At 72.3% G+C, this 22237-nt stretch carries 18 protein-coding genes and 1 riboswitch; of the genes, 11 read left to right on the forward strand and 7 right to left on the reverse strand.

Translation table 11 applies throughout. The annotated features are described in order from the left end of the window. Positions 1-57 precede the first annotated feature (57 nt). The 3 genes from AC3EUJ_RS28920 (at position 58) to AC3EUJ_RS28930 (ending at position 5659) form a co-directional block, all read left to right on the forward strand. Complete coding sequence (locus tag AC3EUJ_RS28920) at positions 58-1944, forward strand: serine/threonine protein kinase (RefSeq protein ID WP_431966434.1); 1887 nt, start codon at positions 58-60, stop codon at positions 1942-1944. Positions 1945-2273: 329 nt separating this feature from the next. Further along, positions 2274-3875, forward strand: coding sequence for a succinic semialdehyde dehydrogenase (locus tag AC3EUJ_RS28925; protein ID WP_431966436.1), 1602 nt, complete (start codon positions 2274-2276; stop codon positions 3873-3875). Continuing rightward, positions 3875-5659: a GMC family oxidoreductase N-terminal domain-containing protein gene (locus tag AC3EUJ_RS28930; protein WP_431966438.1), complete on the forward strand. Its 1785-nt coding sequence runs from the start codon at positions 3875-3877 to the stop codon at positions 5657-5659. Before AC3EUJ_RS28925 ends, AC3EUJ_RS28930 begins: the two co-directional genes overlap by 1 nt. A gap of 513 nt (positions 5660-6172) precedes the next feature. Here AC3EUJ_RS28930 and AC3EUJ_RS28935 read toward each other — a convergent pair. After that, positions 6173-6451 (reverse strand): chorismate mutase, encoded by a 279-nt coding sequence (locus AC3EUJ_RS28935; RefSeq protein ID WP_431966440.1) that lies wholly within the window; start codon positions 6449-6451, stop codon positions 6173-6175. 279 nt (positions 6452-6730) lie between these two features. Between AC3EUJ_RS28935 and guaA the strand changes: the two genes are divergently transcribed. The 3 genes from guaA (at position 6731) to AC3EUJ_RS28950 (ending at position 9834) form a co-directional block, all read left to right on the forward strand. Then, positions 6731-8314 (forward strand): glutamine-hydrolyzing GMP synthase, encoded by a 1584-nt coding sequence (gene guaA, locus AC3EUJ_RS28940; protein ID WP_431966442.1) that lies wholly within the window; start codon positions 6731-6733, stop codon positions 8312-8314. 89 nt (positions 8315-8403) lie between these two features. Further along, positions 8404-9195: a class II aldolase/adducin family protein gene (locus AC3EUJ_RS28945; RefSeq protein ID WP_431966444.1), complete on the forward strand. Its 792-nt coding sequence runs from the start codon at positions 8404-8406 to the stop codon at positions 9193-9195. Between the two features lie 120 nt (positions 9196-9315). Beyond that, positions 9316-9834: a DoxX family protein gene (locus tag AC3EUJ_RS28950; RefSeq protein WP_431966446.1), complete on the forward strand. Its 519-nt coding sequence runs from the start codon at positions 9316-9318 to the stop codon at positions 9832-9834. Here the strand turns inward: AC3EUJ_RS28950 and AC3EUJ_RS28955 are convergent. Together AC3EUJ_RS28955 and AC3EUJ_RS28960 are read right to left on the reverse strand one after the other, a co-directional pair. Then, positions 9772-10038 (reverse strand): hypothetical protein, encoded by a 267-nt coding sequence (locus AC3EUJ_RS28955; RefSeq protein ID WP_431966449.1) that lies wholly within the window; start codon positions 10036-10038, stop codon positions 9772-9774. The genes AC3EUJ_RS28950 and AC3EUJ_RS28955 overlap by 63 nt on opposite strands. Next, positions 10035-11288: a PspC domain-containing protein gene (locus tag AC3EUJ_RS28960; RefSeq protein ID WP_431966451.1), complete on the reverse strand. Its 1254-nt coding sequence runs from the start codon at positions 11286-11288 to the stop codon at positions 10035-10037. The genes AC3EUJ_RS28955 and AC3EUJ_RS28960 overlap by 4 nt, the downstream gene beginning before the upstream one ends. A gap of 109 nt (positions 11289-11397) precedes the next feature. Here AC3EUJ_RS28960 and AC3EUJ_RS28965 point away from each other — a divergent pair, with 109 nt between their 5' ends. Then, positions 11398-12699 (forward strand): PspC domain-containing protein, encoded by a 1302-nt coding sequence (locus tag AC3EUJ_RS28965; RefSeq protein WP_431966453.1) that lies wholly within the window; start codon positions 11398-11400, stop codon positions 12697-12699. Next, entirely contained in the window at positions 12696-13367 is a 672-nt protein-coding gene (locus AC3EUJ_RS28970) for a LuxR C-terminal-related transcriptional regulator (protein WP_431966455.1), read from the forward strand. Before AC3EUJ_RS28965 ends, AC3EUJ_RS28970 begins: the two co-directional genes overlap by 4 nt. A 47-nt stretch (positions 13368-13414) precedes the next feature. Here the strand turns inward: AC3EUJ_RS28970 and AC3EUJ_RS28975 are convergent, their stop codons facing one another. After that, entirely contained in the window at positions 13415-14482 is a 1068-nt protein-coding gene (locus AC3EUJ_RS28975; RefSeq protein WP_431966457.1) for a C40 family peptidase, read from the reverse strand. A 338-nt stretch (positions 14483-14820) separates the two neighbouring features. On the opposite strand from AC3EUJ_RS28975, the gene AC3EUJ_RS28980 reads away from it, so the two are divergent. Further along, on the forward strand, positions 14821-15174 hold the full coding sequence (locus tag AC3EUJ_RS28980) for a hypothetical protein (RefSeq protein WP_431966459.1): 354 nt from the start codon (positions 14821-14823) through the stop codon (positions 15172-15174). Positions 15175-15225: 51 nt separating this feature from the next. Here the strand turns inward: AC3EUJ_RS28980 and AC3EUJ_RS28985 are convergent, their stop codons facing one another. Then, positions 15226-16362 (reverse strand): C40 family peptidase, encoded by a 1137-nt coding sequence (locus AC3EUJ_RS28985; protein WP_431966461.1) that lies wholly within the window; start codon positions 16360-16362, stop codon positions 15226-15228. An 8-nt stretch (positions 16363-16370) separates the two neighbouring features. Beyond that, positions 16371-16529, reverse strand: a riboswitch (cyclic di-AMP (ydaO/yuaA leader). 222 nt (positions 16530-16751) lie between these two features. Between AC3EUJ_RS28985 and pcrA the strand changes: the two genes are divergently transcribed. Continuing rightward, positions 16752-19193, forward strand: coding sequence for a DNA helicase PcrA (gene pcrA, locus AC3EUJ_RS28990; protein ID WP_431966463.1), 2442 nt, complete (start codon positions 16752-16754; stop codon positions 19191-19193). 54 nt (positions 19194-19247) lie between these two features. Here pcrA and AC3EUJ_RS28995 read toward each other — a convergent pair whose 3' ends face one another. Next, entirely contained in the window at positions 19248-20630 is a 1383-nt protein-coding gene (locus tag AC3EUJ_RS28995; protein WP_431966465.1) for a M23 family metallopeptidase, read from the reverse strand. 141 nt (positions 20631-20771) lie between these two features. After that, positions 20772-21590 carry an esterase/lipase family protein gene (locus tag AC3EUJ_RS29000; protein ID WP_431966467.1) on the reverse strand — a complete coding sequence of 273 codons (819 nt, stop codon included), beginning with the start codon at positions 21588-21590 and terminating at the stop codon, positions 20772-20774. 241 nt (positions 21591-21831) lie between these two features. Between AC3EUJ_RS29000 and icmB the strand changes: the two genes are divergently transcribed. Continuing rightward, the coding region (icmB, locus tag AC3EUJ_RS29005; RefSeq protein WP_431966469.1) for a cobalamin B12-binding domain-containing protein at positions 21832-22237 on the forward strand (406 nt) is incomplete at its 3' end.

Consider the following 22237-nt stretch of genomic DNA (forward strand, 5'->3'; position numbering starts at 1 on the left):
TCATTGCGGACTGTCCGCATCCAGAACGGATCGGATCTGACGCTTTGGGGAGGCGTCGTGGACGACTACGCGGGACGCGTACTGGCCGACCGCTACCGCCTGCCGCGGCCGCCCGCCGACGAGTTCGAACTGGTGGAGACCCGGGCCTGGGACACGTTCAGCGACCAGGAGGTGCTGATACGCCAGGTCCTGCTGCCCGAGGTCGTCAGCGCCGAGCCCGGGCCGCACCACGGTGATGGTGGGGACGGCGGGGACACCGCCCGCCGGGCCCTGGAGGCGGCGCGGGCGGCGGCCGCGATACCCGACCACCCCCGGCTGGTGCAGGTCTTCGACATCTTCGTCGAGGACGGCAGCGTGTGGATAGTGAGCGAGCTGATCGCCGCCCGCCCGCTCGCCGCGATCCTCGCCGACAAGCGGCTCAGCCCGTATCGTGCCGCCGAGGTCGCCTCGGACGTGCTGACCGCGCTGCGCGTGCTTCACGCGCACGGCTGGGTCCACCGCAATGTCACCGGCCGGACCGTGCTGGTCTGCGACGACGGCCGGGCGATGCTCTCGGGCCTGGCCGTGGGCGCCGCCCAGGAGGCCCTGTGCGGGTACAACCCGGTGCCGGTGCCCGCCATGGCCGGCGGCGGCCGGACGCCCGGCGGCGGCTGGGACGGGCCGCACTCCGCGCTGGAGCTGGAACGCGCCCGGCAGGCCCGGCTCACCGTGGTCGGACCGGTCACCGAGCGGTGGGCCCCGGAACAGGCCACCGAGGTCCACGAGAACTGGCAGCTCGCCCCGCCCGTCGGCCCGGCCGCCGACCTGTGGGCGCTGGGGTCGCTGCTCTTCCGCAGCGTCCAGGGGCATCCGCCGTTCCCGGAGGAGAGCACCGCGGAACTGGTCCAGCTGGTCGTCGCCGAGCCGCCCGCGTACGCCGAGGAGTGCGGCCCGCTGCGGCCCGTCGTGGAGTCCCTGCTCCGCCAGGACCCCGAGGAGCGGCCCGGCGTGGAGGAGCTGCGCGGCTGGCTGCGCTCGCTCGTCCGGTCCGCGCCGGAGCCGGACCTGGGGCTGAGCACGGTGCCGGTGCCTGTCGACGATCCGCACAAGCTGCCCGTCGTACGGCGCCGGGGCGAACTGGTGCGCCGCCGCAAGGCCGCCGCCGACCCCGTGCCCCTCCATCCCGCGCACGGACGCCACAAGCGCACCAAGGAGCCCGGGCAGCGGTCGGCGCGCGGGCCGCGCAGCCTCGGGATCACCCTGGTCGGGCTGGTGCTGCTGCTGATGGCCGCCGCCGTGCTGTACGCCGTGCTCTTCATGCCGCGCGGCGGGGCCACGGACGACGAGGGCGCGGCCGGCGCCACGCGGACCCTGCCCGCGCAGGTGCCCGGCGGCGACGAGCGGCCACAGACGACCAAGCCGCCGGGCACCAAGGCCCCGCGGAGCACGGCCCCCGCCACGAGCGCCCCACCGGCCACGCGGTCCGCCCCCGCGGACGACGCCGCCACCACGGGCCTCGGCGGCGACTTCCGGCTGCGCACCGACCCGGAGGGCTTCAGCCTCGCCGTCCCCAACGGCTGGCAGCGCGCGGGCAGGAACGGCGACGGGCAGGTCCGCTACACCGGCGGCGACTACCAGATGCTCGTCGTGCCCGGCCGCGACACGGTCGCCGACAAGGGCAGCGACCCGATCGTCTACCAGAACGACGAGCCGGAGCTGGCGGGTTTCCGCGCCTCCGGCTGGTCCTCGGCGTCCGGGCTGCGCCGGCTCGACATGGGCGGGATCGCGGCCGCGGAAGGGGAGTTCAGCTGGAGCGACGGCTCCGGGCGGCAGCTGTTCGGGCGCAATCTGGTGATGATCCGCGACGGCAGGTACCACGTCGTCCTGGTCATCGGGCCGGACGGCCGGCGCGCCGACGTCAAGCGGTACTTCGAGAAAGCCGCGGAGACCTACCGCACCACCTGAGCGCGGGCGCCCGGACCGGAACTGTGCGGGTCCGGCGCGCGTCGCAGGGGCCGTGGGCGGCAGGGGACGGGTCCGGGAGGCCCAGGACGTCGTGCCGGGATGAGGACGGCCGCCGGTACGACCTGTGGGGTCTCCTCGCCGCTCCAGCCGGCCGAGCGGGGACGCGACTACTCCGGCACCGCACGCGTCACCTACCCCCCCGGGTGACGCCCCGGCGGGGAGGGGCCGGGGACGGCTCGCGGCGTTCGTGCCAGCTTTTGCTGGCGTAATTGTGAAAACCGGCTACTGACGGGTATGCACGCGGTGCCACCCCGTCGTACGCTCCCGCCATGACGGACTCTCCTACTGCCGGTAACGGCAATCCGGTCGCCCCCTCCGGCACCAGGACCGCCGCGGACGTGGTGACCCCGGACCTCGTGGCGCGGCTGACGCGGGGCGTCGTCGGCAGCGGCCGGACCGTGAACCACACGCCACTGACCGGCGAGAAGCTGGCGGAGCTCCCCGAGGCGACGCCGCAGGACGTGGCGGCGGCCTACGAGAGGGCGCGGGAGGCGCAGAAGGCCTGGGCGGCGACGCCGGTGCGCCGGCGCGCCGCGGTGCTGCTCCGCTTCCACGACCTCGTGCTGGCCCGCCAGTCCGAGGTGCTGGACCTGATCCAGCTGGAGACCGGCAAGACGCGGCTGCACGCGCACGAGGAGGTGCAGGCGGTCGCCGTCGCCGCCCGGCACTACGGCGTCAAGGCCCCCTCGTACCTGAGGCCCAAGCGGCACACCGGCGCCATCCCGACCCTCACCAAGGTGCGGGAGCTGCGGCACCCGCGCGGTGTCGTCGGCCAGATCGCGCCGTGGAACTACCCCCTCGAACTCTCCATCGGCGACGCGCTGCCCGCCTTCGCCGCCGGCAACGCCGTCGTGATGAAGCCCGACACCGAGACCGCCCTGACCGCCCTGTGGGCGCGCGAGCAACTGATCGAGGCCGGGCTGCCCGCCGACGTCTGGCAGGTCGTCGTCGGGGAGGGCCCGGTCGTCGGCCCGGCGGTCGTGGAGCACGCCGACTACGTGTCCTTCACCGGTTCCACCCGTACCGGCCGGGACGTGGCGACGCGCGCCGCGGCCCGTCTGATCGGCGCCTCCCTCGAACTGGGCGGCAAGAACGCCCTGCTGGTGCTGGAGGACGCCGACCTCGACAAGGCCGCCGAGGGCGCGGTCCGCGCCTGCTTCTCCTCGGCGGGCCAGCTGTGCATCTCCATCGAGCGGCTCTTCGTCCACGCCTCCGTCGCCGACGCCTTCCTGGAGCGCTTCACCGCGCGCACCAGGGCCCTCAAGCTCGGTACCGCCCTCGCCTACGGCGCAGGGATGGGCTCGCTGGCCGGCGAGCGCCAGCTGGAGACCGTCACCCGGCACGTGGAGGAGGCCGTCGCCAAGGGCGCCACCGTCCTCACCGGCGGCAGGGCGCGGCCCGACGTCGGCCCGTACTTCTTCGAGCCGACCGTCCTGGACGGCGTCGAGCCGCCGATGGCCGTGTGCGCGGAGGAGACCTTCGGCCCGGTGGTGTCCGTGTACCGCTTCACCGACGAGGACGAGGCGGTCGAGCGCGCCAACGCGACCCCGTACGGCCTCAATTCCAGCGTCTGGACCAAGGACACCCGCCGCGGCGCCCGCATCGCCGCGCGCCTGCGCAGCGGCACCGTCAACGTCAACGAGGGCTACGCGCCGGCCTACGGCAGCGTGCAGTCCCCGATGGGCGGCATGAAGGACTCCGGGCTCGGCCGCAGGCACGGCTCCGAGGGCATCCTCAAGTACACCGAGGCGCAGACCGTGGCGACGCAGCGCCTGCTGCCGATGGCCCCGTCGCTGGGCATGGACGACGCGGCGTACGCGGCCTTCATGAGCCGCAGCCTCCGCGTGATGAAGACGCTGAGGCTCCGCTGATGGAGGGGGAGCGCATGTCCTACGACTACGACGTGATCGTGATCGGCTCCGGCTTCGGCGGGTCGGTGTCGGCACTGCGCCTGACCGAGAAGGGCTACACGGTCGGCGTCCTGGAGGCGGGCCGCCGCTGGACCCGGGAGTCGCTGCCGAAGAACTCCTGGCACATCAAGGACTACCTGTGGGCCCCGGCGCTCGGCCTGTACGGGATCCAGCGCATCCACCTGCTCGACAACGTCATGATCCTGGCGGGCGCGGGTGTCGGCGGCGGTTCGCTCAACTACGCCAACACCCTCTACGTGCCGCCGAAGGCCTTCTTCGAGGACCGCCAGTGGGGCCACATCACCGACTGGCAGGAGGAGCTGGCCCCCTACTACGACCAGGCCAAGCGCATGCTCGGCGTGCGGCTCAACCCGACCATGACCCCCTCGGACGTCCACCTCAAGGCGACCGCCGAGAAGATGGGCGTCGGCGACTCCTTCCACATGGCCCCGGTCGGCGTGTTCTTCGGCGACGGACGGGACGCCGCGGGCGACGCCAAGGCCGCGCCCGGCGTCGAGGTCCCCGACCCGTACTTCGGCGGCGCCGGCCCGTCCCGGCGGGCCTGCACGGAGTGCGGGGAGTGCATGACCGGCTGCCGCCACGGCGCCAAGAACACCCTCAACGAGAACTACCTCTACCTCGCCGAGAAGGCGGGCGCCGAGATCCACCCGATGACCACCGTCACTGCCCTGTCGGAGAACCCCGAGGGCGGCTACGACGTCACCGTCGTCCCCACCGACCGCCGCCGCAAAGCCAAGCCGCGCGTGCTGCGCGCCGGGCACGTGGTCGTCGCCGCCGGGACCTACGGCACCCAGACGCTGCTGCACCGCATGCGCGACGCGGGCCGGCTGCCCGGCCTGTCCGCGCGGCTCGGCGAGCTGACCCGCACCAACTCCGAGGCGCTGGTGGGCGCGCAGACCGACAGCCGGCGCTACCGCAAGCGCACGGGCGAGCAGCGGGTGGACTTCACGCGCGGCGTGGCCATCACGTCCTCGATCCACCCCGACGAGAACACCCACATCGAGCCGGTCCGCTACGGGAAGGGCTCCAACTCGATGGGCGGCCTGTCCATCCTGCAGGTCCCGCACGGCACCCGGCTTCCGCGCGGGCTGGCCTACCTGGCGCACTGCGCGCGCCACCCGGTCCTGCTGATGCGGTCGCTGTCCAACCGCCGCTGGTCCGAGCGCACCATCATCGGCCTGGTCATGCAGTCCCTGGACAACTCGCTGACCACCTTCCGCAAGCCCAAGGGCCTGGGGAAGGGCCTGCTCACGGCCCGGCAGGGGCACGGCGCGCCGAACCCCGCCTTCATCCCCGAGGGCGCGGAGGCCGCGCGCCTGCTCGCCGAGGAGATCAACGGCTTCGCGGGCAGCAATGTCGGCGAGTTGATGGGCACCCCGCTCACCGCGCACTTCCTGGGCGGCTGCGTGATCGGCGAGGACGCCGAGCACGGCGTGATCGACCCGTACCACCGGCTGTTCGGGCACCCGGGCATCCATGTGGTGGACGGTGCCGCGGTCTCCGCCAATCTGGGCGTCAACCCCTCGCTCACCATCACCGCGCAGGCCGAACGCGCCATGTCCCTGTGGCCCAACAAGGGCGACGCCGACCCGCGTCCGGCGCAGGGCGACGCCTACCGGCGCGTCGCCGCCGTCGAGCCCAAGCACCCGGTCGTCCCCGCGGACGCCTTCGGCGCCCTGCGGCTGCCGGTGCTCCCCGTCCCGCCGGTCCCGCCCAAGGCCTGACCCCGCCGGACACCCGGACGCCGAGGGGGCCGCGCCCGTCCGGGACCCGGCCCCCTCGGCCGTTCTCCGCCGGGGTACCGGACCGCGCGGGGAGCACCACGTGTGGTCCGACTCACTCGATCGAGGGTCGGATACCTGCTCAAGTGCCGCGAAATGAGTAGTGTGTTCCTCGCAGAGCGGCCGGTCCCCGGCGTCCCCGGAACCGACCGCCACTTTGAGTCGCGACCGGGCTGCTGTCCCCTGCCGTCCGGTCACTGATCACCGGAGCGAGGTCCCACGACGCGGCCGCATTGCTTCCACTCGCGCGGGCGCGCCTCATCGCTCCGGTGGCACCCCGCCCAGCTGCGTCTGAGCGGTGTCCACGCGTGGTGTTCGACGTCCTTGCTTCCCTGGCCCAGGGTGACCGCGCCTGGCTGGCACGGACACCGGATTCAACGAAGGCATCCGTAGGCGGTCACGTGCCGTACGGGTGATGCCCCCCGAACGGGTCACAGGGCCGGTGCCACGCGGGTTTCAGACCCGGCCGCGGCACAGCTCCAGCAGGGTCATGGCGAGGGCGGTGCCGGGCTTGCCCAGCTGGTCGCTGTAGCGGCGGAGGATGTCCATCTCGCGGGAGAGGTGCACCCGGCGGCCGCCGGACTCGATGCGGGCGCGCTGGATGCCGGCCGAGACCGTCATCCGTTCCCTCACCAGCGCGATGATCCGCGCGTCGAGGTCGTCGATCCGCTCGCGGGCGTCCGCGATGACGGCGGTCGGGTCGGTGGTGCGCGGTGCTGCCGGGGTGCCGCTCATGGGGTTCCTCCTCGGGGGCCGGGCCCCCCGGGCCGCCCGGGACGGGAAACGCCAGGCGCCCCGGGCCTTGTGGCCCGGGGCGCCTGGTGACGTCTGGATGCGTTTCCTCGCTCAGACAGCACGACCGTGGCAGCCGGACCAGCCGGTGCCATAGGTAAACGCGAAGTGCGTGCTGTGCAGCATGTCGCACAGTGTGGGCCCTTGGGCCGGGGAAGTAAAGCCGTGGGCCCCGGTAGACTCGGTGGGGACCCCACGTTCGACACCGCCGGAAGGCCCACCGTGGCATCAGCGACCCCAGCCGCCCCCGACACCGTCCTCGTCGTTGACTTCGGGGCGCAGTACGCCCAGCTCATCGCCCGCCGCGTCCGCGAGGCCCGGGTCTACAGCGAGATCGTGCCGAGCACGATGCCGGTCGAGGAGATGCTGGCCAAGCGGCCCGCGGCGATCATCCTGTCGGGCGGCCCCTCGTCCGTGTACGCCGAGCACGCCCCGCGGCTGGACCGGGCCCTGTTCGAGGCGGGCGTCCCCGTCTTCGGCATGTGCTACGGCTTCCAGCTGATGGCGATCACCCTCGGCGGCACCGTCGACAACACCGGGGCCCGTGAGTACGGCCGTACCCCGCTGCACGTCGGCAAGACCGGTTCCACGCTCTTCGAGGGCACCCCGGCGGAGCAGTCGGTGTGGATGTCGCACGGCGACACCTGCACCGCCGCCCCGGAGGGCTTCACCGTCTCCGCCTCCACGGACCTGGTGCCCGTGGCCGCGTTCGAGAACGACGGGAAGAAGCTCTACGGCGTCCAGTACCACCCCGAGGTCCTGCACTCCGACCACGGCCAGCAGGTGCTGGAGCACTTCCTCTACCGCGGCGCCGGCATCGCCCCGGACTGGACCACGCACAACGTGGTCGAGGAGCAGATCGCCGCGATCCGCGCCCAGGTCGGCGACAAGCGCGCCATCTGCGGCCTGTCCGGCGGCGTGGACTCCGCGGTGGCCGCGGCCCTGGTCAACAAGGCCATCGGCGACCGCCTCACCTGCGTGTACGTCGACCACGGCCTGATGCGCAAGGGCGAGTCCGAGCAGGTCGAGAAGGACTTCGTGGCGGCCACCGGCGTCCAGCTGAAGGTCGTCGACGCGCAGGAGCGCTTTCTGACCGCGCTCGCCGGGGTGTCCGACCCGGAGGAGAAGCGCAAGATCATCGGCCGGGAGTTCATCCGGGTCTTCGAGCAGGCCGCGAGCGAGATCGTCGCCGAGGCCGGCGCCCACGGCGAGTCGGTGGAGTTCCTGGTGCAGGGCACCCTCTACCCGGACGTGGTGGAGTCCGGCGGCGGCACCGGAACGGCCAACATCAAGTCCCACCACAACGTGGGCGGCCTCCCCGAGGACCTGCAGTTCCAGCTCGTCGAGCCGCTGCGCAAGCTGTTCAAGGACGAGGTCCGCATGGTCGGCCAGGAGCTCGGCCTGCCCGAGGAGATCGTCCAGCGCCAGCCCTTCCCGGGCCCGGGCCTGGGCATCCGCATCGTCGGCGAGGTCACCAAGGAGCGCCTCGACCTGCTGCGCGAGGCCGACGCGATCGCCCGCGAGGAGCTGACCGCGGCCGGCCTCGACCGCGACATCTGGCAGTGCCCGGTCGTCCTGCTCGCCGACGTCCGCTCGGTGGGCGTGCAGGGTGACGGCCGCACCTACGGTCACCCCATCGTGCTGCGCCCGGTCTCCAGCGAGGACGCCATGACCGCGGACTGGTCGCGGCTGCCGTACGAGGTGCTGGCCCGGATCTCGACCCGGATCACCAACGAGGTGGCCGACGTCAACCGCGTCGTGCTGGACGTCACCAGCAAGCCCCCGGGCACCATCGAGTGGGAGTAGCCCCAGGCGTGGGGCAGGCTTGGGGCGATACCGGGGAAACCTGGTATCGCCCCTGTTCATCTGCGGTACCTCGGGGTAACTTCCGCGCCATGACCGACACCGCGCCCCGACCCGTACCCCCCGATCAGCTGCACTTCGCCCTCCCGCCCACCTTCGAGGACCCCGCGGCCGAGCGCAGGCACCGCAAGGAGCGGCTGGTCGTGGCGCTGCGGGCGTTCGCGGAGCTGGGGTTCGAGGACGGAGTGTCGGGGCACATCACCGTGCGCGATCCGGAGCTGCCGGACCACTTCTGGGTGAACCCCTTCGGGGTGCCGTTCGGGCACCTCACCGTGGGCGAGCTGATCCTGGTCAACCAGTACGGCGCCGTCGTCGAGGGCCGGCACCACGTCAACCAGGCGGCCTTCACCATCCACGCCCATGTGCACACCGCACGGCCCGACGTGACGGCCGTCGCGCACAGCCATTCGACCTACGGCCGGGCGCTGGCCGCGGTCGGGGAACGGCTGGAGCCGATCACCCAGGACGCCTGCGCCTTCTACGAGGACCACGCCCTGTTCGACACCTACACCGGGGTCGTCGTGGACGAGGCGCAGGCCCGGCGCATCGCGGAGGTCCTGGGCGCGTACAAGGCGGTCGTGCTGCGCAACCACGGGCTCCTGACGGTCGGCGAGACCGTGGACGCGGCGGCGTGGTGGTTCATGACGATGGAGAAGTCCTGCCAGGTGCAGCTCAGCGCCAAGGCGGCGGGCAAGCCGGTGTGGATCGCGCACGAGGACGCGCTCGCCACGCGCGAGCAATTGGGACACGATCTGGTCGCCTGGATCAACTACCAGCCCACCTACGAACGGATAGCTCGCGATAATTCAGAGCTTTTCGATTGAACAACGGCCGCTTCGCCCACGTATCTCTCAGGGCGCTCCTGGAGAATCGGTCCGGGAGGGGGTTCACGGCACCTGCGGTGTGAGAGGGCGGACGTCATGAGCGTGACGGGCATAACGGGCATGAGCGGAACGAGAGACACGGAGCGGTACCCCAGCCAGGGACCGTGGCGGGACACGGCACGGCGCTACGCGCTGCTGCCGCTGCGCATCTTCCTCGGCGTGACCTTCGTCTACGCCGGCTTCGACAAGCTGATGTCCGACACCTTCCTCAACGACAGTGCCCCGGGATCGCTCGTGGGCACCCTGAACGCGGTGCGCGGCAGTGCCGCGATCCCGGCCATGGTCGACCTGGCCCTGAAGAACCCGCACGGCTTCGGCTACGCGATCGCCCTCGGCGAGATCGCCGTCGGCATCGGCACGCTGGTCGGCCTGCTCAGCAGGATCGCCGCCCTGGGCGGGGTGCTGATCTCGCTGAGCCTGTGGCTCACCGTCAGCTGGGCCACCCAGCCGTACTACTACGGCAACGACCTGGCCTACCTGATGGCCTGGCTGCCGCTGCTCCTCGCCGGCGCCCCGCTACTGTCCCTCGACGCCATGATCGCCGGACGGCGCGGCGGGGGACGGCGCGGGCCGGCCTGAGCGCCGGGCGGCGGCCCGTCCCCGGGCCACCCGCGCGGTGACCGCCCCGAGTGCCGCGAGTCCCAGACCCGCACAGGTCAGGGGCACCGCGGCGCGCGGGGACAGCGACACCTCGCCCGCGGCGTCGAGCAGGAACACCGCGGCCAGCCCCAGCAGGACCAGGCCGGTCAGGAGCGCCGAGGGCGCGAACCGATGCCGTCTCACGGGAACTGCACCACCTTCACCTGTCCGACGCCCACTTCGACGTCCAGCTCCACCGTGCCCTCGGACTTCCGTCCGTCCACCGGGTCCAGGGTCACCTTGCGGTTCAGGCCGGGCTGGACGTCGATGTCCTTCTCCTTCTCGCCGGGCAACTGCACGTCGCCCACGCCCACCTGGACGTGCATCCGCAGCGTGACGTCCTCCGGGACCCTGACCACCAGCTGCCCCGCGCCGACCTGGGCCCGCGTCGCGACGGTGCGTCCGCCCGGCTGCAGCTTCGACAGGTCCAGCGTCGCCCGGCCGGTGCCCAGCTCGTACGAGTCCCGCACCGCCGAGAGCGTGGCGGGCGTCCAGGTGCGCTGCTTCCAGTCGGTGCCGACCGACCGCGGCAGCGTCGTGGAGCCCACCAGCAGCGCCGCGGTCAGCAGCACCACGAAGACGGTGCCGCCGCCGAGCCGCCCCCACCAGGTGCTGACCACGAAGCCCAGGCCGAACACGGCCAGCGCGCAGCCGAGGCCGATCTGCACGCTGGTGGCCAGCGGCTGGGACGACCAGGACGCGGCCAGGCCGCCCGCGGCGGCCGCCGCCGCGAGGAAGAACACGAGCACACCGAGCCAGGCGCTCTCGCGCCGCACCGCCCGCCGCCGGTCCCGCCACTCGCGGCGGTCGCGTTCCGCGTCCGCCGGACCGTCGTCCGGCCCCCACAGATAGCCGCCCGGCCCCGGTACCGGGGGTGCGTCCTCGACCGAGGGCTCCTTCCACCACGCCGCGGTGGCGGGGCGCGGCGGCGGCTGGGTCGGCGGCGGTGCCATCGGCTGCGCCGGCGTCTCGGTCGCCTGGCGCCGGTGCACCGACCAGTACACGGCGCCGGCGAAGGCCGCCAGCAGTCCCAGCGAGAAGGCCAGGTTGCCACCGCTGCCCAGCATCGACAGGAACAGCCCGCAGCCGACCAGCGCGACCAGCACCGCGGTCAGCGCGGTCCCCTCCACCCGCCCGGACAGCAGCCGGTGCGCCTCGCTCTCGGTGTCCCCCTCCAGCGGGACGAGCAGCCACGCCAGGCCGTAGGCCACCAGCCCGAGGCCGCCGGTGAGCGCCAGGACGCCGAGCACGATCCGGAAGACCACCGGGTCGATGTCGAAGTACCGTCCCGCGCCCTCGCAGACGCCGGCGATCACCTTGCGCTCGCGGCAGCGCGCCAGCCGCCGGCCCGGCGGTGAGCCGGCCGCCTCCGTCTGCGTGTACTGCTCCGTCATGGCTCCATGGTGGCGGCCCGGGACGTGTGCCGGTATCCGGAACGACCCTGACGCCGCATGGGGGCCAACCCTGATACCCACCGTGGGCGAAACGTGTGACGATCGGGACATGCCAGCCGCCGGACCGCCGACCAGCCCGCCCAACGGGGCGTCGTACTTCGCGCCGCCGGACCCGGCCGAGTCCCCGGTCCGCAGGCTCTACCGCAGCTCCGAGGGCCGGATGATCGGCGGCGTCGCCCGCGGGCTGGCCGGGCACCTCGGACTGCCCGTGGCCTGGGTGCGGGTCGTCTTCGTCGTCCTGGCCACCATCCAGGGCCTCGGCATCCTGCTGTACGCGGTCTTCTGGTTCGTGGTGCCGCTCGGCGTCGGCGGGGTCGTCGAGGCCAAGGAGCCGCGCGACGCCCGCTCCTGGCTCGCCGGACGCAGGCCCGACCGGGGCCAGATCGTCGCGCTCATCGCGCTCGCCATGGGCCTCGGCATCCTGCTGGACAACCTCAACCTCGGCAGGGCCAACGCCTACGTCTGGCCGCTGCTGCTGATCGGGCTCGGCGTCGCCCTGGTGTGGCGGCAGGCGGACAACGCCCGCCGCGCCCGATGGGCCGAGCTGAGCCGCCGCAAGAGGCTGCTGCCGTTCGCCCGCGGCGCCGCCGGGGTGATCCTGGTCGGCGTGGGCGTGACCGGCTTCCTCGTCGTGCAGGGTTCGGTCAGCCACCTGGGCACCATCCTCCAGGCCGCGCTCGCCGTGCTGGTCGGCGCGGCGCTGATCGCCGGACCATACCTCGTGCGCATGACCCAGGACCTGTCCGCCGAGCGTCTCGCCCGCATCCGCGCGCAGGAGCGGGCCGAGGTCGCCGCGCACGTCCACGACTCCGTGCTGCACACCCTGACCCTCATCCAGCGGCACGCCGAGGACCCTCGCGAGGTCGCCCGGCTGGCCCGCGCGCAGGAACGGGAGCTGCGGGCCTGGCTCTACCGGCCCGAGGGCAACGGCAAGGACGACGAGCCCGCCACGCTGGCCGAGGCGGTGCGCCGGGCCGCGGCCGAGGTGGAGGACGCGCACGGCGTCCCTGTCGAGGTGGTGTGCGTCGGCGACTGCCCGCTCGACGAACGGCTGGTGGCGCAGATGCAGGCGGCCCGCGAGGCCATGGTCAACGCCGCCAAGTACGGTGGGGACGAAGCCGTGCAGGTGTACGCGGAGGTCGAGGAGAGCAAGGTCTTCGTATCGGTCCGCGACCGCGGCCCCGGCTTCGACCTCGAGGACGTACCGTCGGACAGGATGGGCGTCCGGGAGTCGATCATCGGCCGGATGCGGCGCAACGGCGGCGAGGCGCGGCTGCGCTCCGCACCGGGCGGGGGGACGGAAGTGGAGCTGGAGATGGACAGGGCCCAGGGACCAGGGAGGTCGTCATGAGCACGGAGCGACGCGTGAGGGTCGTCCTCGTCGACGACCACCGGATGTTCCGCACCGGGGTGCAGGCCGAGATCGGCGAGACCGAGCGGACCGGGGTCGACGTGGTCGGCGAGGCCGCCGACGTGGACCAGGCGGTCTCCGTCATCACCGCCACGCGGCCCGACGTCGTCCTGCTCGACGTCCACCTGCCGGGCGGCGGCGGGGTCGAGGTCCTCAAGCGCTGTGCGGGGCTCATGGGCGACGCCGAACACCCGGTGCGCTTCCTGGCGCTGTCGGTCTCCGACGCCGCCGAGGACGTCATCGGGGTGATCCGCGGCGGCGCCCGCGGCTACGTCACCAAGACCATCACCGGTCCCGACCTGGTCAGTTCGGTCTTCCGGGTCGCCGACGGCGACGCGGTCTTCTCGCCCCGGCTGGCGGGATTCGTCCTGGACGCCTTCGCCTCCACCGACGCCCCGCCGGTCGACGAGGACCTGGACCGGCTGACCCAGCGCGAGCGCGAGGTGCTGCGGCTGATCGCGCGCGGCTACGCGTACAAGGAAGTCGCCAAGCAGCTCTACATCTCGGTGAAGACGGTCGAGTCGCACGTGTCGGCCGTGCTGCGCAAGCTGCAGCTCAGCAACCGGCACGAACTCACCCGCTGGGCGACCGCGCGCCGGCTGGTCTGAGGCCCCGCGGCCGCGGGTGTCACGCCGCGGGTGTCACGCCGCGGGTGTCACGCCGGACGCGTGGCGCCCGCGAAGGGCATCTGGTCGACCGGGGCGAGCTTGACGACGTCACCGGTGCGGGGGGCGTGGATCATCATGCCGTTGCCGACGTAGAGGCCGACGTGGCTGATCCCTGAGTAGAAGAACACCAGGTCACCGGGCTGCAGTTGGGAGCGGGGGATCCGGGTGCCCGCGTTGATCTGGGTGTACGTCGTGCGCGGCAGGGACACCCCGCCCGCCCGCCACGCGGCCTGCGTGAAGCCCGAGCAGTCGTACGACGAGGGCCCGGTGGCGCCCCAGACGTAGGGCAGCCCGAGGGAGTCGTAGGCGAAGGAGACGGCACGGGCGGCGCGCGCGTTGGGGGCGGCGGCGGGCGCCAGGCCGGCGCGGGAGCCGGCGGCGCCGCGGCCGACGCGGGCCGGGTCGGCGGAACCGTGGCCCCCCGAGGACAGTACCTCGGCGCGCTGGCCGGCGGTGAGACGGCCGAGCAACTGCCGCGCGGAGGCCAGGCGCTGCTCCACGGTGCGCTTGTGGCGGGCGAGTTCTGCGCGGGTGCCGCGCAGCTCGTCGAGCTCGGCGCCCGCCTCGGCGCGCAGCTGCTCGATGTCCCGCCGCTGGGCCGACAGGGCGCGCAGCGCGGCATTCTGACGGCTGCTCATCCGGTCCAGCATCCCGGCGCGTTCCAGGTAGTCGCCGGGGGAGGAGGCGAGGGCCAGCTGGACGGCGGGGTCGATGCCACCGCTGCGGTACTGCGCGGTGACGAGGGAGCCGAGACCGTCGCGGGTGCTGTTCAGGCGCTCGGTCCTGCGGGCGAGCTCGTCCTGCAGGCTCTCGATCCGCTCGGTGGCCGTGTCCGCCTTCTCCTTCGCGCCGTTGTACCGCTCGGTGGCCTGCTCGGCCTCCTCGTACAGCCGGTCCACCCGAGCCCTGGCCTCGTCCGTGGTCAGCCGGGGCTCGGCGTGCCCGGCCTCCCCGAACAAGGTCACGGAGGCCGCGCCCGCCAGGGCGAGACCGGCCGCGGTGCGCGCGGTCGTGCCTGACAGGCCGCGTTGCTTGGGCCTTCTGTGCGACGCCACGCGCCGTCACTCCTTCCGGGCTGTCCGTACGCCCCCCGGCGGTCCGGCGGCGGGCGGACGGGGAGCCGTCCACCGCCGGACCTTCGGCGGGGGCGGCCGTGCCGGGGACGGGGTCCTCGCGGCAGTGGGGATCGGCCACCTGGTGCAGGACGCTAAACCTGGCCGCCCGAGGGGGCTCCGGACTGTACGGGACTGGTCCGATTCGGCCGCGGTCTGCCCACGGATGACCGCTGTTCGACGGGTGACCTGGTCACTTGTGGTCCGGCCGTGACCGATATGACGTGAGAGGGCGACCTCGGTGCCGGTTGCTGATAAGAGCCTGGCTAGGGTCCTGAGTCATGGACGTACTCATCAACCTGATCGTCGGTCTGCACATCATCGGCATCGCCGCCCTGCTGGGCGGCTTCCTCACCCAGATGAAGGCCATGGGCCGCGGCGAGGCCCGTTTCGTGCCGGGCATGCTGCACGGCGCGCTGACCATGCTGGTCACCGGCGCGCTGCTGGTCGGCCTCAACCAGGCCGACGACCAGCCGGTCGACAACATCAAGATCGGCGTGAAGCTCGCGATCCTGGTGGTGATCCTCGGCCTGGTCTACGTCAAGCGGGACGAGGAGAAGGTGCCGGCGGCGGCCTTCGGCACCGTGGGTGCGCTGACCACCGCCAACATCTTCATCGCGGTGCTGTGGACCTGAACCCGGCCGCGGGGACGGGCCGGGCTCGGGCTCAGGCCGTCCGGGCGGGGGTCAGGCCATCCGGGCGTAGCCGTAGATCGGCATCTCCGTGATCGGGGCGATCTTCACCACGGTCCCGGTGTGGGGGGCGTGGATCATCTCGCCGCCGCCGATGTAGAGGCCGACGTGGGTGACGTCCGAGTAGAAGAAGACCAGGTCGCCGGGTTGCAGCTGGTCCGCGCCGACGCGGCTGCCGAAGTCGACCTGGTCGTAGGTGGTGCGGGGGATCGAGACGCCCGCGGCGCCCCAGGCGGCCTGGGTCAGGCCGGAGCAGTCGTAGGAGTTCGGGCCGGTGGCGCCGTACACATACGGCTTGCCCAGCTGGGCGCGCGCGAACTCGATCGCCTTGGCCGCCTTGGCGGCGTAGGTGCCGGACGCCGGGGCCGTCGAGCCGGTGGACGAGCCCGATGAGGCCCCCTCCTTCGCCGCCGCCTCCTGCGCGGCCTTCTCCTTGGCGGCGATCTCCGCGGCCTTCGCGGCGGCCTCCTCCCGGCGCTTCTTCTCCAGCGCCGCCAGCCGCGCCTTCTCCTGGGCGGTGAGGCTGTTCAGCAGCTTCTGCGCCGCGGCGAGCTTCTGCTTGACCGCGGTCTTCTCCGCGTTCAGCCGCTGCTGCGCCTCGGTCAGCCTCTGCAGGCTCTCGACGGCCTCGGCGCGCTTGGCCGTGGTCTCGGCCTGCTCGGAGCGGAAGGTCTCCAGCGCGTGCTCCTGGCGGTCGGACAGGCGGTCCATCAGGTGCGCCTGGTCCAGGAACTGCTGCGGGTCGGAGGTGAGCAGGAAGGTCGTCGTCCCGTCCAGGCCGCCGCCGCGGTACTGCGCCGCGGCGTACTCGCCGATGGTGCGGCGGGCGGCGTTGAGCGTCTCGGTCTTTCGGGCCACCTGGTCGAGCAGCGCGTCGGCGCGCGTGCGCTGCTGCTCGGTCTGCTCCTTGGCGCCGTTGTAGCGCTCGGTGGCGGCCTCGGCCTGGTGGTAGAGCTTGTCGACCTGGGCCTTGACCTCGGTGATGGAGGGTTTGTCGGGTGAGGCGGGCGCCGCGCTCGCGCTCTCGCCGAAGAGAGTGACGGTCGCCAGCGCGGCGGTCGTGAGGCCCACCGCGGTCCGGGGACCGGGGACGGTCAGCGCGCGCGGGCGCGGCTTGCGGTGCGTCGCCAAGTCAGGCGGCTCCTTCCGTGGACCGCCTACCGGGTTAGCTGTCGGGTTCGGGCTTCGGAAGGCCGCCCTACGGTCCGTGCGGGCGCGTCGCGCTCGTACGGACCGATTCACCCCAAGGTCGTTGGGTCCCCGGCTCCGGCGGTCGCCGGACTCAGCGGAGGCGGCCCGTGACGGCACGGTCGCCGCCGCGTGGAGCGGACCGCCTGATCCGGCACGGTAGTCAACTGCGGGGGCCTGTGGGAACCCTGGTGCTCGAATTGTCCGCAATCATTTCGTGACCTTCACCATCCGGGCCGCGAAGGGTCGTGACGGGGACGGGGACGGGGACGGGGTCGGGGTCGGGCAAGCGGCGCAACGCTGTCCGTCCCACGGCCTAGACTCGGGAGGCGATGAGCAGCCTCTTTGACGACAGCTTCCTGGCCGGCCTCGAACCGAGGGAGGAGGAGCCCCCGCCGCCTCCCGAGGACGAGCCCGGCACGGTCCCCGACGACCTCTTCGAGGGGCGCTTCGACGCGCCCGTCGACAGGGACGCCTACTACCGGGACGGCGCCCCCCGCCCGGCCGTCGACCCGGCCGCGCTGCTCGACGGGCTCAACGAGCAGCAGCGCGCCGCCGTCGAGCACACCGGCTCCCCGCTGCTCATCGTCGCCGGTGCCGGTTCCGGCAAGACCCGGGTGCTCACCCACCGCATCGCGTACCTGCTGGGCGCCCGCAAGGTGCACCCCGGGCAGATCCTGGCGATCACCTTCACCAACAAGGCCGCCGGGGAGATGAAGGAGCGTGTCGAGCAGCTGGTCGGTCCGCGAGCCAATGTGATGTGGGTCTCCACCTTCCACAGCGCGTGCGTCCGCATCCTGCGCCGGGAGTCCAAGAGGCTCGGCTTCACCTCCAGCTTCTCGATCTACGACGCGGCCGACTCCAAGCGCCTGATGGCCCTGGTCTGCCGCGACCTGGACCTGGATCCCAAGCAGTTCCCGCCGAAGTCCTTCAGCGCCAAGGTCTCCAACCTCAAGAACGAGCTCATCGACGAGGAGACCTTCGCCGACCAGGCCGAGAACCCGTTCGAGAAGAAGCTCGCCGAGGCCTACGCGATGTATCAGTCGCGGCTGCGCGAGGCCAACGCGCTCGACTTCGACGACATCATCATGACCACGGTCAACCTGCTCCAGGCATTCCCGGACGTCGCCGAGCACTACCGGCGCCGCTTCCGCCACGTCCTGGTCGACGAGTACCAGGACACCAACCACGCGCAGTACACCCTGGTGCGCGAACTGGTCGGCACGGGGAGCGGGGAGGGCCAAGGCGAGGGCGAGGAGCCCGCCGAGCTGTGCGTGGTCGGTGACGCCGACCAGAGCATCTACGCCTTCCGCGGCGCCACGATCCGCAACATCCTCCAGTTCGAGGAGGACTACCCGCAGGCCCGCACCATCCTGCTGGAGCAGAACTACCGCTCCACCCAGAACATCCTCTCCGCCGCCAACGCCGTCATCGAGCGCAACGCCTCCCGGCGGCCGAAGAACCTGTGGACCGAGGCCGGGCAGGGCCCCGTCATCACGGGCTACGTCGCCGACCAGGAGCACGACGAGGCGCAGTACATCGCCGACGAGATCGACCGCCTCACCGACGCCGGCGAAGCCCGCCCCGGCGAGGTCGCGGTCTTCTACCGGACCAACGCGCAGTCCCGTGTCTTCGAAGAGGTCTTCATCCGTGTCGGCCTGCCCTACAAGGTCGTCGGCGGGGTCCGCTTCTACGAGCGCAAGGAGGTCCGGGACGTCCTGGCCTACCTGCGGGTGCTCGCCAACCCCGAGGACACCGTCCCGCTGCGCCGCATCCTCAACGTGCCCAAGCGCGGTATCGGGGAGCGCGCCGAGGCCATGGTCGACGCCCTGGCCTCACGCGAGCGGATCTCCTTCGCCGCCGCGCTGCGCCGGGTCGACGAGGCCTTCGGCATGGCCTCGCGCTCGGTCAACGCCGTCAAGCGCTTCAACGAGCTCCTGGAGGAGCTGCGCACCGTCGTCGACTCCGGCGCCGGCCCCGCCACCGTCCTGGAGGCGGTGCTGGAGCGCACGGGCTATCTGGCCGAGCTCCAGGCCTCCACCGACCCGCAGGACGAGACCCGCATCGAGAACCTCCAGGAACTCGCGGCGGTGGCCCTGGAGTTCGAGCAGGAGCGCACCGAGGAGGAGCCCGGCACGCTCGCCGAGTTCCTGGAGCGGGTCGCGCTGGTCGCCGACTCCGACCAGATCCCGGACGACGACGAGGGCGGCGGCGTCATAACGCTGATGACCCTGCACACCGCCAAGGGCCTGGAGTTCCCGGTGGTCTTCCTGACCGGCATGGAGGACGGGGTCTTCCCGCACATGCGCGCGCTCGGCCAGACCAAGGAGCTGGAGGAGGAGCGGCGGCTCGCCTACGTCGGCATCACGCGGGCACGGCAGCGGCTGTACGTGACGCGGTCGACCATGCGCAGCGCCTGGGGCCAGCCCTCGTACAACCCGCCCTCGCGCTTCCTGGAGGAGATCCCGGAGCCGCTCATCGAGTGGAAGCGCACGGGTGCCTCCGCGGCGCCCTCCGCCTCGGTGACGGCGGCGGCCTCGATGCTGTCGCGTTCCCCGTCGAAGAGCGGTCCCTCCGGTTTCGCGACGCGGCGCACCCAGGACCGCCCGGTCATCTCGCTGGCGGTGGGGGACCGGGTCACGCACGACACGTTCGGGCTGGGCACAGTCGTCGCGGTCGACGGCAGCGGGGAGAAGGCCAAGGCCACCATCGACTTCGGCGACGAGCGGCCCAAGGTGCTGCTGCTGCGGTACGCGCCGGTGGAGAAGCTCTAGCGGTTGCAGTCCCGGTCCCCGTCCCGGTCCCGCGGCGGCGGGACCGGCCGGTGCTCAGCGCGGGTCGATCCCGTGCTTCAGCAGCCACTGCAGCGGGTCGATGGCCGCTCCGCCGGCGGGCCGCACCTCGAAGTGGAGGTGCGGTCCGGTGGAGTTGCCCGAATTGCCGGAGTAGGCGATGACATCGCCCGCCTTGACCGAACCCGAGCGGATCTTGGTGCTGCTCAGGTGGCAGTACCAGGTCTCGGTGCCGTCCGGGGCGGTCACTATCGCCATGTTGCCGTAGGCGCTGTTCCACTGGGTTCGCACGACGCCGTCGGTCGCGGCCATCACCGGTGTGCCGTAGTCCACCGGGAAGTCGATGCCGGTGTGGACCGACATCCAGTTCACGCCCGCCTGGCCGAAGTAGGCGCTCAGCCCGTGCTCCTTGACCGGGAGCAGGAACTTGGGGCGCAACTGCTCCTTGCGGGCCGCCTCCGCCGCCTTCTTCGCGCGCTCCAGCGCCTGGCGCTCCTTGAGGTCGATGCGCTCCTGGTTGCGGCTGGCGCGGTCGGTGAAGTCGTCGACGTCCCGGTTGACCCCGGCGAGCTGCTGGTCGAGCTTCGTGGTCGGCGCGTTGGCGGCCTCGGGGGCGCCGTCGGCCTGGGTGCGGCTGCTGTCGGCGTCGTCGGTGTTGACGGTGACGGCGGCCGCGCAGGCGACGCCCATCACCGCCACGGAGGGGACGGCGACGGTGAGCAGGGCGGAGCGCCGGGCCGGGCGGCGCCTGCGGCTCCCGCCGCCGCTGCCACCGCTGCGCGGGCGGGGCAGGGCGGGCGGGGCTGCGCCGTCATCGGCGCCGCGCTCCGGCTCCGCCTCGGTGTCGTCCTCGGCGGTGCCGCGGGCGTCGTGGGCGTCGTGGGCGTCGGGCTCGTAGGCCTCGTGGGACTCGGCCTCGTAGGAATCCTGCTCGTACTGTTCCGCTTCGTAGTGTTCCGGCTCGTACGGCTCGGCCTCGTACTGCGGGGCGTACGCCCCGGTCCCGTAGTGCACCGGCTGCTCGTAGGCGGCGGTCTCGGGCGTGTGGCCGTGGGCGGCCTCGGGCTCCTCGTAGGCGGCGTGGACCGCCGAGTGCTCGTACTGCGTGTAGTCGTAGGCCGCCGTCGGCTGCGTCTGCGAGGGGTCCAGGTACCAGGTGCCGGTGGTCGCGCCCGTGTGGTCGCCGTAGCCGGCGGTCCCGGCGGCATGCCCCGAGGGCCAGTAGCCGGTCGCGGTGGTGTCGTACGAGAGGGTGGCGTAGGACCCCGTGTCGTAGGCGGGGTACCCCTGGCAGGCGCCGAAGAGTGGATCGTCATCCGCGTGAGCGGCACCCATGGGTGCGTACGAGGCGTCGGAATGCCCCTCGTGCCCATAGCCGCTGTACTCGGGGGCGTACCCCGCCGGATGACGGTCGTTCACCGCTTCTCTTTCGCCTCGGCAGCAGGAGAATTAGCGGCGACTGTATCCCCCAGTAGGCGAGGCCCACAATCTTCGGCGGGTTTCAGGCATCCCCGATGGCTTGTGTTCGATGGCCTTTCGATGCTTATGGGGGCAAGGCCGTCAGGCGGCGTCCACGGCCCCCGACGCCAGTTCCTCACCCAGCAGTGCCTGCCGGACGCCGGCGGCGATGGCCGCGTGGACCGGCATGGTCAGATGGCCGACCCCCGCGACGTGGATGTTGCGGGCGATGAGGTCCGGGTGGTCGAGACGGGCGGCCTCGACCGGGCTCATCAGCTCGTCCAGATCGCTCCAGAACGCCACGAACCGGGTGCGGCAGCCGGGCGCCGGCTTGGCAAGCTCCTCGATCAGGTCGGAGTTGGGCCGCATCTGGCGGACGATCGGGTGCGGGTTCAGCAGCGGCGCGGCCCGCGTCCCGGCGTGCGGGGTGCCCAGGGTGACCACGGTGCGCACCCGCGTGTCGCCGCCCAGGCGCTGGGCGTAGTAGCGGGCGATGAGTCCGCCCAGGCTGTGGCCCACGATGTCGACCCGGCGGTGCCCCGTCTGCTCGCAGATCTGTTCGACGTGGCGCCCTAGGAGGGCCGCCGCCGTACGGATGTCGCAGGTCAGCGGCGAGTAGTTGAGCGCCTGCACATGCGGCCAGCCGTGTCGCCGCAGCGACCGGCGGAGCATCGCGAACACCGAACGGTTGTCCACGAAGCCGTGCAGCAGCAGCACCGGGGGATGGCTCCGGCCCGCGGTGGGGAGGCGGGGCGGTTCCTCGGAGTCACCGGCCGCCGGCTGCGGCCCGCGTTCCTGGAAGATGCCGGTCGGGTAGAGGAAGACATGACCGGTCAGGATGGCGATCTCGATCGCCGCGGCTCGTACGTAGGCCGCCTGGCGGACCAAGCGGTCTCCGACACCGAAAGACAGGACGCCCATGGCCTACCTCCCGTGGGCACACGGAGACGGCCCTGTCCCCCGTGCGCCGAGAACGCGACGGCCCGTGTCGCCTGCCGAACGAAGGGCGACCACGGGCCGAACGCGTTTCTAACGTGAACGTGTCCCATGTGTGATTTCCCCCTCGGGGCCCTTCGTGAAACTGTCCGCACGGGGGATGCTGACGATAACGTTCGTTCACACATGTGCCCGCTGAGCGCAGCAATCGTGTATGGAGGCAGCGATGGGAGTGTCCGGACCGATCCGTGTGGTGGTCGCCAAGCCGGGCCTGGACGGCCACGACCGCGGGGCCAAGGTCATCGCGCGAGCGTTGCGGGACGCCGGCATGGAGGTCATCTACACCGGTCTCCACCAGACGCCCGAGCAGATCGTGGACACCGCGATCCAGGAGGACGCCGATTGCGTCGGCCTGTCGATCCTCTCCGGTGCCCACATGACGCTCTTCGCCAAGGTGATCGAGCTGCTCCGCGAGCGTGAGGCGGAGGACATCAAGGTCTTCGGCGGCGGGATCATCCCCGAGGACGACATCGCCCCGCTGCAGGAGCTGGGCGTGGCCGCGATCTTCACCCCGGGCACTCCGACCACCGATGTCGTCGCCTGGGTGAACGACAACATCCGCCATCCGGCCG

The organism is Actinacidiphila sp. bgisy160, assembly GCF_057707815.1.